We start from the raw sequence: 16,110 nt of genomic DNA, 5'->3' as shown, positions 1-16,110 counted from the left end.
CGGCCTTGCACCCCCCCGACGACGCCGAGGCGCTGCGGGCCACCCTCGACAAGCTCAAGCGCCGGCAGGCCCGCAACCAGCGCGCGGCCTTCGCCCGTGGCCTGATGCAGGGCGTCCTGTCCATGCTGAAGCCTGGCGACGTCGTGTTCGATTGCGGCGCGAATGTCGGAGACGTGACCGAACCCCTCGCCATGACCGGCGCCACGGTCCACGCCTTCGAGCCCGACCCCTACGCCTTCGCGCGGCTGTCGCGGCGGATGGCGGGCCGGGCGAACGTGATCCTCCACGATGCCGCGGTCGGCGTCACGGCGGGCCGGGCCGCGCTGATGCGCGCCACGGCCTTCGAGGACAATCCCGCCGCAGGCTCGGTGCGGTCCACCCTCGTCGCGGGCGGGCGCCGGATCGACACGCGGCCCGGGACGGCCATCGACGTCGAGGTGCTGTCGCTTCCCGACATGATCCGCGCGGCCGCGTCCCGCGCGGGCGAGGTCGCGGTCCTCAAGATGGACATCGAGGGGGCCGAGCTTGCCATCCTAGAGCACATGCGCGCGGAACGGTTGTTCGACTTGGTGCGCCTGACGGTGGCGGAGACCCACGAGGGCAAGTTCCGCGCCCTGCGCCCGCGTTTTGCCGCCCTGCGCGCCGCGCTGGCCGCCGAGCATCCGGTCACGCGCGTCAATCTCGACTGGATTTGAGCCGGACCGCGGAACAATCGCGGGCGTGTCGCGCTGTTCTCTCGCAGCGGATGGAGCGCAGAATGGCCGAAAGATCTCTGAACTGGGTGATGCCGATCATGCGGGCGGGCTACGCCGCTCGGGGACTTGTCTATGTCGTCGTGGGTGGCGTCGCTGTCTGGTCGGCATGGTTGGGTGGCAGCGGACAGGGCACGACCGGCGCACTTTCGACGCTGCGGAACGAACCCTTCGGCCAGACGCTGCTGTGGGTCATGGCGGCGGGCCTTTGGGCCTACATGATCTGGCGCTTCCTCGACGCGGCCCTCGACCTCGAGGATTACGGCGCCGACGGCAAGGGCCTGGTGTCGCGCGCGGGCCTCGTGGCGACGGGCGTCATCCACGGCGCGATCGGCGTCTCGGTGGCCTCGCTCGCCATGGGTGGCAACGCAAGCGGCGGGGGCGGCGGCGGATCCGGAACGCAGGGTTTCGTGTCGCAGGTGATGCAGATGCCCGGCGGGCGCTGGATCGTCGGCGCGATCGGCCTCGGCGTGATCGGAGCGGGCATCTACTACGCGTACAAGGGCTTCGCCGAGAAGTACAAGGAGGACATCGTCAACACCTCGGCGACCGAGCGGCTGGAACCGGTTCTGAAGTTCGGCCTGATCGCGGAGGGGGTCGTGGTCGGCATCGTCGGCGTCCTCATCGCCTATGCCGCCTTCACGCTCGACCCCTCCGAGGCGGGCGGCGTCGGAGCGGCCTTCGAGCAGATCCGCGCCGCGCCTTTCGGTCGCATCCTTCTGATCGTGATCGCGCTGGGGCTGATCGGTTTTGGCATCGAGAACTTCATCGAAGCGATCTACCGCGTCGTCCCGAAGCTGCGCGACCCCGACACGCAAACCATGGCGATGCACGCGCGGGCCGAGGCGGAGCGCGCGAAACGCAAGGCCGAGGGCAAGGCGCGCCGCGCGGTGTCCTGAGCGGGCGGCGGCGCGAAGGCGGGTTCGGTCCCTTTACGCCGCGCCCGCACGTCTCTATCCACACGGCGAGATGACCGGACCCCTCCCGGACCAGCCGTGGACGAGACATGCCCGACTTACTGATCGAACTCTTTTCAGAGGAAATCCCCGCCCGGATGCAGGCGGCCGCCGCCGACGACCTCAGGCGGCTCGTCACCGACGGTCTCGTCGAGGCGGGGCTGACCTATGCCTCCGCCGCGTCGTGGTCGACGCCCCGCAGGCTGACGCTGGCGCTCGAGGGTTTGTCGGGCAACAGCCCCACGACCACCGAGGAGCGCCGCGGCCCGCGCACCGACGCGCCGGAAAAGGCGCTGGACGGCTTCCTGCGCTCGACCGGACTGGGCCGGGACGAGCTTGAGGCGCGCGAGGAGAAGAAGGGCACGTTCTGGATCGCCCGGATCACGAAGCCCGGCCGCCCCGCGCCCGAGATCGTGGCCGAGGTCGTGCCGCATGTCGTGCGCAACTTCCCTTGGCCCAAATCGATGCGCTGGGGCGCTGGCAGCCTGCGCTGGGTCAGGCCGCTGCACTCGATCCTGTGCATCCTGAGCGACGAGGCGGGCGCCGAGGTCGTGCCCTTCGAGGTCGATGGCATCGTCTCGGGCGACACGACCGAGGGGCACCGCTTCATGGCCCCGGGGCGCTTCGCCGTCACCTCCTTCGAGGATTACGAGCGCAAGCTGAAGGCTGCCCGCGTCGTCCTGTCGGCCACGGACCGCGCCGAGGCGATCTGGCATGACGCAACCAACATGGCCTTCGCGAGCGGCCTCGAGGTGGTCGAGGATCGCGCGCTTCTGGCGGAGGTCGCGGGCCTCGTGGAATGGCCCGTCGTCCTGATGGGCGAGATCGGCGCCGATTTCCTCGACCTGCCGCCCGAGGTGCTGCAGACCTCCATGAAGGAGCACCAGAAGTTCTTTTCCGTGCGCAACCCCGGCACCGGACGGATCGAGCGTTTCGTCACCGTCGCCAACCGCGAGACGGCGGATCACGGGGCGACGATCCTCGCGGGCAACCAGAAGGTTCTGGCCGCACGCCTGTCGGACGCCAAGTTCTTCTGGGAGAACGATCTTCGCGTCGCCAAGGCGGGCATGGAGACATGGCTCGACGCGCTGGACCACGTGACGTTCGAGCGCCGTCTCGGCTCGGTCGCGGCCCGCATCGAGCGCATCGCGCGCCTCTCGCGCGAGCTTGCGCCCGTGCTCGGCGCGGACCCCGAGAAGGCCGCGGCCGCCGCCCGGATCGCCAAGGCCGATCTCAATTCCGAAATGGTCTTCGAGTTCCCCGAACTGCAGGGCGTCATGGGCCGCTACTATGCCGGGATCGCAGGCCACCCGCCCGAGGTGGCCGCCGTCGCCGAGGACCACTACCGCCCCCTCGGGCCCTCGGACGCCGTGCCCGACGCGCCGCTCTCGGTCGCCGTGGCGCTTGCCGAGAAGATCGACACGCTGACCGGCTTCTGGGCCATCGACGAGAAGCCGACGGGCTCCAAGGATCCTTTCGCGCTGCGCCGCGCCGCGCTCGGCGTGATCCGCATCCTGCTCGACCGCGGCCTGCACCTGCGCCTCGACCGCTTCCTCGACAGCCAGCTTCTCAAGCACAAGATCGCCCTCAACCGGCGCAAGGCCGAGGACCAGGTGATCGAGACCCTTGAGGAAATCGTGGACGAGATCGCGCATCGCGGCGTGTTCGGGGCCGCGTTCCATGCCGTCGTGGACCGCCTCAAGGACGCCGATCTCGGCGAGGGAAGTCTTCTGGGGACCGTCCGCGTGCGTGTGCCCGACCTGTCGGCCGACCTGCTCGCCTTCTTCCACGACCGCCTGAAGGTGCATCTGCGCGCCGAGGGGATCGGCCACGACGTGATCGACGCCGCGCTGTCGAAGCCGCCGGTGGACGACCTCGCGCTGGTCGCAGCGCGCGCCCGCGCGCTGTCTGATTTCCTCGGCACGCCGGACGGCGAGAACCTCGTGCAGGGTTACCGCCGCGCGGCCAACATCCTGCACCAGGCCGAGGAGAAGGACGGCGTGGAATACCGCTTCGGCGCGGATGCGAAATTCGCCGAGACCAACGAGGAGCACGCCCTTTTCGACGCCCTCGCAACCGCCACCGCGCGGATCGGGCCCGCGCTCGAGGCCCAGGATTTCGCCGCGGCGATGACGCAGATGGCCCAGCTTCGCGCGCCCATCGACGCCTTCTTCGAGGCGGTGCAGGTCAATTCCGAGAACCAGATCGTGCGGCGCAACCGGCTGAACCTGCTGCACCAGATCGTCGAAACCTGCGGGCAGGTGGCGGACCTGTCGCGGCTGGAGGGCTAGAAGGGCCCTGCCGCGCCGGGGAGGCCGGGAAAAAGCGTCGCGTGCCGATGCAGGTGAGCGCAGGCGCGTGCGCAGATGCGCGCAGGCGCGTGCGCAGATGCGCGCAGGCGCGTGCGCGGAACTGGACAGGTCGCGCATCGGTTGTATCTTGTGCTGCAACCGCGAAACGGCGGGCCCTTCTGGACGGCATCATGCTCACCACCCCCGACTTCACCGAGATCACGCCGACGGCCGAGATACGCACCAGCCGCCACGGCAACCGCGCGAAGTGCCTTCAGCGGCTGATCAGGCTCGAGCTGCCGGTGCCGATGACGGTCGCGCTTCCCTTCGACACCGTGCGCTCCATCGCCGCCGACCGGCTGCCCGACATGGAGGCCCTGACCGGCCTTTTCGGCGAGGGCGCGCTTTTGTCGGTGCGCTCGTCCAGCGCGGCGCAGGACTGGGGCGGGCCGGGGACGATCCTGAACATCGGCATGAACGACGCGGTCCACGAACGCCTCGCTGCGAGCTTCGGGACCGACGCCGCCGACGCCTTCTATCTGGGCTTCATCCGCGCCTATGCGGTGAATGTCGTGCGCCTCGATGCCGACGCCTTCGACGGGCCGATGACGCCGCGGCTCGCCAAGGCGCAATACGAGGACGAGATGGAGGAGCCGTTTCCGCAAGATGCCGCGGTACAGCTGGCGCAGGTCCTGAAAAGCATGGCGCGCGCCTGGGAGGGGACAAGCGCGCGTCTGCTCAGGCAGGCGCAGGGCGCGCCTTCGGATGCGGGCCTCGGCCTCGTGGTGCAGCGCATGGCGCGCGGGCCCGGCAAGGGCATTTCGGGCGCGGGCGTGGTCCAGTTCGTGAATTCCGAGACCGGCCAGCCGCAGGTGACGGGCCGCTACCTGCCGCAGGGGCAGGGGCGCGCGGCCCTGTCGCGCTCGGAGGCGATGTATATCGAGAAGGACCCGCGCGGCCCCGCGCTGGAGGACGACGCGCCCGAACAGGTGGCGGCGCTGCGCGACTACGGGCGCATCGTGCGCAGGCGCCTGCGCGAGGAAATGCAGATCGAGTTCACTCTGATGGACGGTGAGCTTCTGGTGCTGGACGCGGTGCGCGCGCCGCGCACGGCCCGGGCCGAGGTCGCCATAGCCGTCGGTCTCGCCGAGGAGGGGGTCATTGACCGCGACGAGGCGTTGCGCCGGATCGCGCCCAACACGCTGAACCAGCTTCTGCACCGGCAGGTATCGCCCGGCGCAGACCGCGACGTGCTGACCCGCGGCATATCGGCCGCGCCGGGGGCGGCCACGGGGAAGATCGTCTTCACCGCCTCCGCCGCGCAGGCCGCGCATTCGCAAGGGGAGCCCTGCATCCTCGTGCGCCGCGAGACCAGCCCCGAGGACATCCGCGGGATGCACGCCGCCGAGGGCATCCTGACCGAGCGCGGGGGCATGACGAGCCATGCCGCCGTGATCGCCCGAGGTCTCGGCCTGCCTTGCGTCACGGGGGCCACGCGCCTTCAGCTCGACATGCGCAAGCGCACGCTGACGGTGCCGGGGCGCAAGGTGTTCCACGAGGGCGACGTCATCACGGTGGACGGATCGTCGGGCGAGGTGCTGGTGGGCGCGCCCAGGATGGTGGAGCCCGCGCTCGGCGGCGCGTTCGCCACGCTCATGGACTGGGCCGACGCCGCCCGCGACATCGGCATCCGCGCCAATGCCGACACGCCCGAGGACGCGGCGATGGCGCAGCGTTTCGGGGTGGACGGGATCGGCCTCTGCCGGACCGAGCACATGTTCTTCGACGCCAGCCGCCTGACGGTGATGCGCGAGATGATCTTCGCCGAGAACCCGTCCGACCGCGCCGCGGCGCTGGAGCTTCTGCTGCCGATGCAGCGCGACGACTTTACAGAGCTGTTCAAGATCATGCAGGGCCAGCCAGTCTGCATCCGCCTTTTCGACCCGCCGCTGCACGAATTCCTGCCCGGCGACCGGGAGGGCACGCGCGCGCTGGCCGAGGCGCTCGACCTGCCGCTGTCACGCGTGGCGGCCCGGATCGAGTCGCTGCAGGAATTCAACCCCATGCTGGGGATGCGCGGCGTGCGCCTCGGCATCACGGTGCCCGAGATTTACGAGATGCAGGCCCGCGCCATCTTCGAGGCGACGCTCAAGGCGTCGCGAAAGGGGGCGGCGGTCGTGCCCGAGATCATGATCCCGCTCGTCTCGGCGCGCCGCGAGGTGGAGCTGGTGAAGGCGCGGATCGACGCCGTCGCCTCGGCGGTGCGCAGCGAGACAGGCAAGGATTTCGCCTACCGCCTCGGCGTCATGGTGGAGACGCCGCGCGCCGCGCTGCGCTCGGGCGAGATCGCGGAACATTCGGCCTTCCTGTCCTTCGGCACCAACGACCTGACGCAGATGACATACGGCCTCAGCCGCGACGACGCGGGCCGCTTCATGTCGGCCTATGTCCAGCAGGGCGTGTTCCAGGAGGATCCGTTCCAGCAACTCGACCTCGACGGGGTGGGCGAGCTGCTTCTGCTGGGGGCGGCGCGGGGCCGGGCGACGCGGCCAGACGTGACGCTGTCGATGTGCGGCGAGCACGCCGGCCATCCCGACTCGATCGGCTTCTGCCGCAGCGCAGGCTTCGATTACGTCAGCTGCTCGCCGTTCCGGGTGCCGGTGGCCAAGCTTGCCGCCGCGCAATTGTGCATTCAGGACAAACCCTTCGACGCCGACGTTCACGCGGCCTTGAAGAATAACGCCTAAGCCTTAACCTTCAGGCAACAACTCTTTGCGTGCCGTTAGGGGCGGTCCGCTAGATTCTGTGGCGATTTTGTGGCGGCGGTGATTCGGGCTACACCCTGTCCGAATCGTACGAAGCAAGCTTGAGAGCGGGCACCAAGCCCGCCCGGGAAGGGGTAACATGGCGAGACGGATGGCACCGGCCCTTGTGGCCGCGGGCGTGACGTTTTTCGTGTCGGTGACTGCGCCGGCGCGGGCGGACGTGACCCTGTCCACCTCCACCGCGCCGGGCGGCGGCATCTCCGAGCGGCTCGGCGGGCTGATGGGGGTCGAAACGGCGTCTCTCGCCTCGCTGTCGGAAACCCGCATCCGCCGTCTCGCGGCGCCCTATGACGGCCCCGACGCGGACGACCCGCGCATCATGTCCGCCGAAGGCTTCGAGCGTCTGCGCAGCCCGCGCGGCGACGCGGAATGGCAGTGCCTGACCGAGGCGCTCTACTTCGAGGCCCGCGGCGAGCCGATCGAGGGCCAGTATGCCGTGGCCGAGGTCATCCTGAACCGCGTCGACAACGCGAACTATCCCGACACGATCTGCGGCGTGGTGAACGAGGGCACGGGCCGCCGCCATGCCTGCCAGTTCTCCTATACCTGCGACGGGCGCCCGGAAGAGATCACCGACGACGCGGCGTGGCACAGGCTCGGCCACATCGCGCGCATCATGATCGAGGGCGCGCCGCGGGACCTCACCGCCAACGCCACGCATTACCACGCCGACCGGGTCAACCCGCGCTGGTCGCGCGTCTACCCCCGCACCGCCGAATACGGCGTGCACGTCTTCTACCGCCAGCAGTACTGACGCGGCCTGCCCGAGGGGTCGCGTTCCGGCCCGCACCTGCCGCTTGACGTCCTCGCGGCGGCCCGCATCCCGTGCTAGGCCACGGGCCATGACAGACGAACTCTCGACCGCTTTCAGCCATCCCTCCGAACGCGCCAAGGCCACCGCCGGAGACGCGCCGCGCGACCGCATCGCGATGACCGAACACCTGCGCGAGGTCGAGATCGGCGCTTTCCAGGCCGAGCGCGGCATCCGTCAGAAAGTGCGCTTCGACGTGGTCGTCGAGGTGGACACCCGCGCCGAGACCGCCGCCGACGACGTGGACCGGATCCTGTCCTACGACACGATCGTGGAGGCGATCGACGCGGCACTCGCCGCCGAGCGCGTCAACCTGCTCGAGACCCTGGCCGCGCGCATCGCCGACGGCATCCTCGCCCATCCGCTGGCCGCACGGGTCTTCGTGCGGATCGGCAAGCTGGACCGAGGACCCTACACGCTCGCCGTCGAGATCGTGCGCGAGGCGCCGCCCGGACGCAGGCGCCTGCGCCTCCTGGCCGACCAGGCGCCGCATCCGGTGGTCGTCTTCCTGTCGAACGCCGCGGTGGCGCGCGACGACCTGCCGGCACTTCTGGACCGGCTGGAGGCAGGCGGCGCGCCGCTCGTCCTGTGCGTGGAGCGTCCCGACGTGCCGGTTCCCGCCGCGGCGCACCCGATGCCCCAGCGGCGTATCGACCTTCTGGCGATCGAGCAGGGCGCATGGCTTCTGGCCGCGCGGGACCCGCGCTGCGTGGTCGTCGACAGCCGTACGGAACTCGACTGGGCGATGCGGCACGGCAAGATCAGCGTCTGGGCGCCCTCCAAGCTGGTGCTGGACGCGGTCGAGGGGCCGGACGCGGGCGTCAGGGCGCCGCTGGCGCTGGCCCATTGGCTGGCCCGCGCCTTCGACGCCCGCGCCGTGGTCCGCATCGGCGAGCCGGCCGAGCCCGCGGAGCCGCCGGACGACGCCCGCCCCGTCCTGGCGCTCGGGGCGGCGGCGATGCCCGAGGCCGCCTGGCTCGACGCGATCGGCTGAAGGCGGCCGCGCCGAACGCGGGGCCCCTGCGCGGGCGGCGCGAAATTTCATGCTTCGAAGCCGCCGCTTATCGGGTATGCCCCCACCATGCGCAGCTATTACCGACCCATCCCGATCACGGATCCCGCCCTCATGGACACGGGCCACGTCCTTGCAGGCGGCTGGACGCGCTTTCGCGAGGTGGAGGTCCTGCAGCGCGGGACCGCGTCCCGTGTCGTGCCCGCGGCGGACATTCCGCCCGACGCCCTCGACGCGCTTGTCAGGCCGCGGCCGCCGCTGGCCGGCATGTCCGTCGACCGGCCGCGCCTCATGGGGATCCTGAACCTCACGCCGGACAGTTTTTCCGACGGCGGCCTTCACGCCGAGGGGCCGGCGGCGCTGGAGCGGGCGGGCGAACTGGTGCGAGAGGGGGCCGACCTGATCGACGTCGGGGGCGAATCGACCCGTCCCGGCGCGCCCGAAGTGCCCGAGTCGCAGGAGATCGCGCGCATCCGTCCCGTGATCGAGGCGCTGGTGGCGGCCGGACCCGGCGTGCCCGTCAGCCTCGACACCCGCAAGTCCGCGGTCGCGCGCGCGGGGCTGGCGGCGGGGGCCGGCATTCTCAACGACGTCTCCGGGCTGCGCTTCGACCCCGCCGTCGCCTCTGTCGCGGCAGAGGCGGGCGCGCCGCTGATCCTGATGCATTCCATCGGCACGCCCGAAACCATGCAGGGCCTCGCCGAGGAGGCCTATGGCGATGTCGTGCTCGACGTGTTCGACGCCCTCGGCGAGGCTGTGGCGCGGGCCGAGGCGGCGGGCGTGGCGCGCGCGCGCATCGTGGTCGACCCGGGCATCGGCTTTGGAAAGACGGACGCGCACAACCGCGCGCTCCTGTCGCGCATCAGCCTGTTCCACGGCCTTGGCTGCGCGATCCTCGTCGGGGTGTCGCGCAAGGGGATGATCGGACGGCTCGCCGGTGTTGCGGAACCCTCACGGCGCGGGCCCGGATCGGCGGGAATCGGCCTTTGGGCCGTATCGCAGGGCGTACAGATCCTCAGGGTTCATGATATGGAGATGCACCGGCAGGCCATCGCGCTCTGGCGGGCATGTGCCGGCCGGCCGGACAGCGGCGGACGCGACGACAAGGGGTAGGGCAGGGCATTGACGAGAAAGCTTTTCGGCACGGACGGCGTGCGCGGGCGCGCCAACAGCTATCCCATGACGGCGGAGATGGCGCTGCGCCTCGGCGCGGCGGCGGGCCGCTTCTTCCGCCGCGATGACGGGCGGGCGCATCGCGTCGTCATCGGCAAGGACACCCGGCTTTCGGGCTACATGCTGGAGAACGCGCTCACGGCGGGTTTCACCTCGACGGGGATGAACGTGCTTCTGCTCGGGCCCGTGCCGACGCCGGCGGTGGGGCTTCTGACGCGCTCGATGCGGGCGGACGTGGGCGTGATGATCTCGGCCAGCCACAACCCGGCCTCGGACAACGGGATCAAGTTCTTCGGGCCCGACGGATTCAAGCTGTCCGACGAGGCGGAGGCCGAGATCGAGACGCTTCTTGACACCGGCGTGGAGCCGGCGCGGGCGGAGAACATCGGCCGGGCCAAGCGTATCGACGACGGGCGCTTCCGCTATGTCGAGCGGGTCAAGGGCACGTTCCCCGCGGGCCTGACGCTCGAGGGGATCCGCGTCGTGATCGACTGCGCCAACGGCGCCGCCTACCGCGCCGCGCCCGAGGTGCTGTGGGAGCTGGGCGCAGAGGTGATCACCATCGGCGCCTCGCCCGACGGGACCAACATCAACGACGGCGTGGGCTCGACCGCCACGGCCGCCGCCGCCGCGAAGATCCGCGAGAGCCGGGCCGACGTCGGCATCTGCCTGGACGGGGACGCGGACCGCGTGATCCTGCTCGACGAGAAGGGCGAAGAGGCGGACGGCGACCAGATCATGGCGCTTCTGGCCGAACGCTGGGCGCTGGAGGGGCGGCTGGCCGGCGGCACGCTGGTGGCCACGGTGATGTCCAATCTCGGCCTCGAGCGGTTCCTCGATGCTCAGGGCCTGAAGCTGCACCGCACGGCGGTGGGCGACCGCTACGTGGTCGAGGCGATGCGCGCGCATGGCCTGAACCTCGGCGGCGAGCAATCGGGCCATATCGTCATGACGGATTACGCGACGACGGGCGACGGCCTCATGGCCGGGCTGCAGTTCCTCGCCGAGATGGTGCGCACCGGGCAGCCGGCGAGTGCGCTGGCGCGCCGCTTCGAGCGCGTCCCCCAGCTTCTGCGCAACGTGCGCTACGAGGCGGGATCGGTTCCGCTGGGCCTGCCGGGCGTGAAGGAGGCGATCGCAGCGGGCGAGGCGCGGCTGAACGGACGCGGGCGGCTTCTGATCCGCAAGTCGGGGACGGAGCCGCTGATCCGGGTGATGGCCGAGGCCGAGGACGAGGCGCTGATGAGCGCGGTGGTCGACGAGATCGTCGGGGCCGTGCAGTCGGCCGTCTGAGGCCGCTGTCCCCGACGAGAGGAGCGCTCCGTCCCGGAGCGCGCGGTCTTCGTCTCGGTCCTTGCGGACCTCGGGGCACGGGGGCGCCGCCCCCGCCGGCGCCTGCGGCGCCTGCCCCCGGAGTTTTCCGGCAAGGATGAAGCAGGGTCAGGGACGCTCCACGCGCCGTCCCGCGACGTAGGTCGCGGCGACGGCGCGGTCGTCACCCATCATGATCGTGGGAAAGAGCGCTTCCCAGATGTCGTCCGCGCAGGCGGCGGCCTGCGCGATTGCGGGCGTGGAGGCGAGGTCGAGCACGACGAGATCGGCCTCGAGGCCCGGCGAGAGGCGGCCGATGCGGTCGCCGAGGCGGAGCGCGGCCGCGGAGCCCGCCGTCGCCAGCCACAGAAGCTCGGCCGGGTGCAGCGCGGTGCCGCGAAGCTGGGCGACCTCGTAAGCGGCGGCCATGGTGCGCAGCATCGAGAAGGACGAGCCTCCGCCGGTATCGGTGGCGAGGCCCACGCGCATCCGCGCGCGCAGGCCCATGTCGAACAGGCCCGAGCCGATGAAGGTGTTGGAGGTCGGGCAATGGACGACGGCCGCGCCGACCTCGGCCAGCCGGTCGATCTCGCGCGGCTCGAGGTGGATCGCGTGGCCATAGAGGCCGTTGGCGCCCAGAAGCCCGTGCGCCTCGTAGGTGTCGAGGTAGTCGCGCGCCTGCGGGTAGAGCGACCGCACCCAGGCGATCTCGTCGGTCTGCTCGGAGATGTGGGTCTGCATCAGGCAGTCGGGATGTTCCGCCCAGAGCGCGCCGAGGGCGTCGAGCTGCGCCTCGGTCGAGGTGGGGGAGAAGCGGGGCGTGATCACGTAGGACAGCCGGTCGCGACCGTGCCAGCGGCGGAGTAGGGCGCGGCTGTCGTCGTAGGCCGATCGCGCGGTGTCGCGCAGGCCCTCGGGGGCCGTGTCGCGGTCCATGCAGGTCTTGCCCGCCAGCACGCGCATTCCGCGGGCTTCGGCGGCGGCGAAGATCGCGTCGACACTTCCGGGATGGATCGTGCAGAAGCTGCAGACTGTCGTGGTGCCGTGGGCGAGCAGAAGGTCGAGGTAGCGCTCCGCGACGCGGCCCGCATAGCCGGCGTCGCCGAAACGCATCTCCTCGGGGAAGGTGTAGGTGTTGAGCCAGTCGATCAGCCGCTTGCCCCAGGAGGCGATGATCGCCGTCTGCGGATAATGGGCGTGGGCGTCCACGAAGCCGGGCAGGACGAGGTGCTGGCCGTGGTCGTCCACCGGCACGTCGGGATGGGCGGCACGAAGGACGTCGGCGGCGCCGGTTTCGGCGATGAGCCCGTCGCGCAGAAGGACCGCGCCGCGGCTTTCGTGACGGGCGGCGGCGGGCCCTTCCAGCCGGGGATCGGCGTCGAGGGTCAGCGTCCGGCCGAGAACAAGCCGCTCGGTCATGGAAGTTTCTCCGTGCTTGCGGGGCATTCGTGCCCCCTGCTTCATAGCCCCGCATCGCGGGCCATGTTAGGGCTAATGGGAAGACGCCAAGGGCAACGGGACTGAAGCGATGGACGATCAGATCGACAAGCCGCGCGACGAGGCGGACGACCCGGTGGAGGGCTACGCGCTGGACGAGTCGCTGCGCGGCGCGCTGCGCGCCGCCGTCGATGCGGGCGACGTCGCGGCCATCGACGCGCTCATGGCGCCGCTGCACCCCGCAGACATCGCCGACCTCCTCGAGCAGGTCTCGGGCGGGGAGCGGGCGGCGTGGCTCGCGCTGTGGTCGGAGGGCATCGACGGCGAGGTCATCTCGGAGCTCGACTGGGGCCTGCGCGAGGAGGTCATCGCGCTCCTGCCGCCTGCGCAGGTCGTCGAAGCGGTGCGCCAGCTCGACTCCGACGACCTTGTCGACATCCTCGAGGATCTCGAGGATGAGCAGGCCGCCGCGATCCTCGACGCGCTGGACGACCGCGACCGGACGGCGGTCGAGCAGGCGCTGTCCTATCCCGAGGAGACCGCGGGCCGCCTCATGCAGCGCGAGGTGGTCCATGCGCCCGAGCATTGGACCGTGGGCGAGATGATCGACTATCTCCGCGCCCACAAGACCGAGCTGCCCGAGCAGTTCTACCACGTGATCCTGACCGATCCGCGCATGAAGCCCACGGGCTACGTCACGCTCGGCCGGCTTCTGTCATCGGCGCGCAGGGCGCCGCTGAGGGAGATCGCGGAGGACAGTTTCCGCGCGATCCCGGCCACGCAGGACGAGGACGAGGTGGCCTATGCCTTCAACCAGTATCACCTGATCTCGGCGCCGGTGGTGGACGAGGACGGGCGGCTGGTGGGGATCATCACCATCGACGACGCGATGACGGTGCTGGACGAGATGAACGCCGAGGACCTTCTGAGGCTCGCCGGCGTGAGTGAGGATTCCAGCATCTCGGACCGCACGGTCGAGACGATTCGCCAGCGCCTGCCGTGGCTGTTCGTCAACCTGATCACGGCGATCCTCGCGTCGCTGGTGATCGCGCAGTTCGAGGATGCGATCGCGCAGGTCGTGGCGCTTGCGGTGCTGATGCCGATCGTGGCCTCGATGGGCGGGAACGCGGGGACGCAGTCTCTGACGGTGGCCGTGCGCGCGCTTGCGACCAAGGACCTCACGCGTTCGAACCTGCCGCGCGTGGTGATGCGCGAGGCCAGCGTGGGGCTGGTCAACGGGCTGGCCTTCGCGGTCGTGATGGGGGTGGTGGGCGTGATCTGGTTCGGCTCGGCCATGCTGGGGGCGGTGATCGCGGCGGCGATGGTGATAAACCTGCTGGTGGCGGGGCTGGCGGGGATCCTCGTGCCGGTGGTGATGGACCGCTTCAGGATCGACCCCGCGCTGGCCTCCGGAACCTTCGTGACGACGGTGACGGACGTGGTCGGGTTCTTCGCCTTCCTCGGGCTGGCGACGATCTTTCTTCTCTGAAGCCCGACACGGGCGGCGGGCCGCGCCGTCCGGGGGGCCTCCTGCGCGCGGCGAGGCCCTTGAGGCGTGGCCCGCCGACTTGCGTTGCGATGCAGGGACAAGGGACGCGCGGGCGTCCGGCGTGGCCGCGTTCAGCCGGGAATGTCGAGCGTGAGCGTCCGACCGTTGCGGACGTACTGAAGCGTGGTCTCGCCGATGGCCGCGACGCGGCCGCCATCGAGGCGGTCGCCGACGGCCACGCGCACGAAGCGGCCCGACGGAAGGCGCACGAGGGCGCGGCGTTCCGAGGGGGTGCCGGTGACGCCGATCAGGTTGAGGTCGCGCAGGCGCAGTTCGTTGCGCTGCGTGGCTGCGCGCGCGACATCCGCGCTCGAGGGGATGGCCGGGGCGGGCGCGATTGCCGAGGTCTCGACGGCCGCCGGGGGCGGTTCGGGCGTCGCGCGGACGGCCGCGGCGACGAGCGTCTCGATGTTGCCGGGACGCGCGGGCGGAACCAGCGAGGCGGCGACGGCGAGGGGCGTGGCGTCCACGATCGCGGCGGTCGCCGGGGCGGTCGGGGTGCTGGTTGCGGTCCCCTCGGCGCTGACGAAAAGCGATGCGGCCGAGCTACCCGTGACCTGGGTGGAGCGCGTCTGCGGGACGAGGCTTGCGCGGGCCACGGGCGCGTCGCCGGGCGCGGGGGGCGGCGCCACGGCGCCGAGATCGTCGGGGCGCGGCGTGGGGCGGAAGGTGCCGAGGATGGCGTCCTCGATGTTGAAGACCGGTGCGGGCGCGGGCAGGGCGACCTCGCGCGGCCTCGGGACAGGGGCGGTCGGAGGCTGCCCGGCGGTCACGAGAACGCCCTCGGGCGTCACGATGCCCTCTGGCGTGGGCTCCGGCAGGGCCGCGGGTGCGGGGGCGTCCGCAGGAGACGTCGCGGCCCTCACCGCGTCCGCGAAGGCGGGCGGCACGGGGACCTGCGGGATCGTCTCGGCCGGATCGACGCGCGGCGGCGCGAGGGACACGGCATCGAGGGAGGCGACCGCGGGATCGGCCGAGGACATCGTCAGGTCCGACAGCGTGTCGATGGGGGCGAGGTCGGGACGCTCGGGCGGGCGCTGCCAGATGCCGTATTCCTCGAACGCCGCCTGCGTCTGCTCAAGCGTGGGCAGCGCGTCTTGCGGCAGCGGCGGCAGGTCGGGCACCGGGGGCGCGGCGGCTGCGATCGCCTCCGCGGCCGGTGCCTCGTCCGGTGCCTCGGCCTCTGGCGCGGCCGCCTCCTGCGGCGCGGCGGCAAGCTCGAACCCGTCGGCTGCCGCTTCGTCCGCCGCGGCGGGGACGTCCGCTGCATCCGCCAGCGGCGCCTCGTCGATAAGCCGGCCGGGCGGCGCGTTGACGTCGGCAAGTTCGCCGATGGCGGGCGGTGCGATGATGGCCTCGGGCGGCGCGGGGGCGTCGAAGGCGGCCTCGTCGTTCGCCCCGCCGTTGCCGAGAAGGCGCGCCACCGGGCTGTCGGGCAGGAACAGCGCGGACCACACGGCAATGGCCGCCAGGAGGATCAGAAGGATGATCGTCAGAAGCAGGCCGGTGCGCAGCGACGGGCTGGGGCTGTCGTCCGCCTTGCGTCCAAGGAGGCCGCCGGTGAGGTTTTCGTCCTGGGCGTCGGTCTCGGTTCCGGTCTGGGCTCCGGGCTCCGTGTCCGCGGCGGGGACCGGCGTTTCCGCCGCCTCGCCACGCTCGGCGTTCAGCGCCTCGCCAAGTGCCGTGAGGCGGCCTGTGCCCGAGACGCGCTGGCCGATGGCCGGTGCGGCGGGCGCATCGCGGCCGGGAGCGGGGGGCGCCGTCCGCTCCCTGCCGCGTCCCAGCAGACCCGAGATGCGGCCCGCGAAGGATGTCCTGTCCTCTGCCGCCGCGTCGTCTTCGCCGGCGGGTCCGGCCGGTCCCGGCGCCGCGCCCATCAGGCCCGAGAGGCGGCCCTTCCCGGGCGCGCCCGCCAAGGGATCGGCGGTCTTGCCGCGCGCGGGCGGGACCACGGGGCGCGCCGCCTTGGCGTCCTCGCGGCGCGGGGCGGGGC

The 16,110-nt window shown here is 71.3% G+C and carries 11 protein-coding genes; 9 read left to right on the top strand and 2 right to left on the bottom strand.

Going from position 1 to position 16,110, the window contains the following annotated elements; all coding sequences use genetic code 11:
* Nucleotides 1–5 precede the first annotated feature (5 nt).
* From P6F26_RS04345 to glmM, 8 genes are all read left to right on the top strand, one after another.
* The gene (locus P6F26_RS04345) at nucleotides 6–695 is read left to right on the top strand and encodes an FkbM family methyltransferase (RefSeq protein ID WP_278027426.1); all 690 of its coding nucleotides are present in this window, start codon (nucleotides 6–8) and stop codon (nucleotides 693–695) included.
* A 62-nt stretch (nucleotides 696–757) separates the two neighbouring features.
* Complete coding sequence (locus P6F26_RS04340; RefSeq protein WP_278027425.1) at nucleotides 758–1,651, top strand: DUF1206 domain-containing protein; 894 nt, start codon at nucleotides 758–760, stop codon at nucleotides 1,649–1,651.
* A gap of 107 nt (nucleotides 1,652–1,758) precedes the next feature.
* A complete protein-coding gene (gene glyS / locus P6F26_RS04335) occupies nucleotides 1,759–3,999 on the top strand; it encodes a glycine--tRNA ligase subunit beta (RefSeq protein WP_278027424.1) in 2,241 nt (746 codons plus the stop codon).
* Between the two features lie 191 nt (nucleotides 4,000–4,190).
* Complete coding sequence (locus P6F26_RS04330) at nucleotides 4,191–6,746, top strand: putative PEP-binding protein (RefSeq protein WP_278027423.1); 2,556 nt, start codon at nucleotides 4,191–4,193, stop codon at nucleotides 6,744–6,746.
* A gap of 157 nt (nucleotides 6,747–6,903) precedes the next feature.
* On the top strand, nucleotides 6,904–7,578 hold the full coding sequence (locus P6F26_RS04325) for a cell wall hydrolase (protein ID WP_278027422.1): 675 nt from the start codon (nucleotides 6,904–6,906) through the stop codon (nucleotides 7,576–7,578).
* 88 nt (nucleotides 7,579–7,666) lie between these two features.
* Nucleotides 7,667–8,629 (top strand): dihydroneopterin aldolase, encoded by a 963-nt coding sequence (locus tag P6F26_RS04320; RefSeq protein ID WP_278027421.1) that lies wholly within the window; start codon nucleotides 7,667–7,669, stop codon nucleotides 8,627–8,629.
* Between the two features lie 87 nt (nucleotides 8,630–8,716).
* On the top strand, nucleotides 8,717–9,760 hold the full coding sequence (gene folP / locus P6F26_RS04315) for a dihydropteroate synthase (protein WP_278027420.1): 1,044 nt from the start codon (nucleotides 8,717–8,719) through the stop codon (nucleotides 9,758–9,760).
* 9 nt (nucleotides 9,761–9,769) lie between these two features.
* Nucleotides 9,770–11,113 (top strand): phosphoglucosamine mutase, encoded by a 1,344-nt coding sequence (gene glmM, locus P6F26_RS04310; protein WP_278027419.1) that lies wholly within the window; start codon nucleotides 9,770–9,772, stop codon nucleotides 11,111–11,113.
* 147 nt (nucleotides 11,114–11,260) lie between these two features.
* Here glmM and guaD read toward each other — a convergent pair whose 3' ends face one another.
* Nucleotides 11,261–12,550: a guanine deaminase gene (guaD, locus tag P6F26_RS04305; RefSeq protein ID WP_278027418.1), complete on the bottom strand. Its 1,290-nt coding sequence runs from the start codon at nucleotides 12,548–12,550 to the stop codon at nucleotides 11,261–11,263.
* Between the two features lie 109 nt (nucleotides 12,551–12,659).
* Here guaD and mgtE point away from each other — a divergent pair, with 109 nt between their 5' ends.
* A complete protein-coding gene (gene mgtE, locus P6F26_RS04300; protein WP_278027417.1) occupies nucleotides 12,660–14,057 on the top strand; it encodes a magnesium transporter in 1,398 nt (465 codons plus the stop codon).
* 131 nt (nucleotides 14,058–14,188) lie between these two features.
* Here the strand turns inward: mgtE and P6F26_RS04295 are convergent.
* Nucleotides 14,189–16,110, bottom strand: a 1,922-nt coding sequence (locus P6F26_RS04295) for a hypothetical protein (protein WP_278027416.1), incomplete at its 5' end; no start/stop codon positions are given.

Source organism: Roseicyclus salinarum (assembly GCF_029624655.1).
Taxonomy (GTDB): Bacteria; Pseudomonadota; Alphaproteobacteria; order Rhodobacterales; family Rhodobacteraceae; genus Roseibacterium; species Roseibacterium salinarum.
Note: the sequence above shows the minus strand (reverse complement) of the source record. Positions and strands in the feature narration are given on the sequence as shown.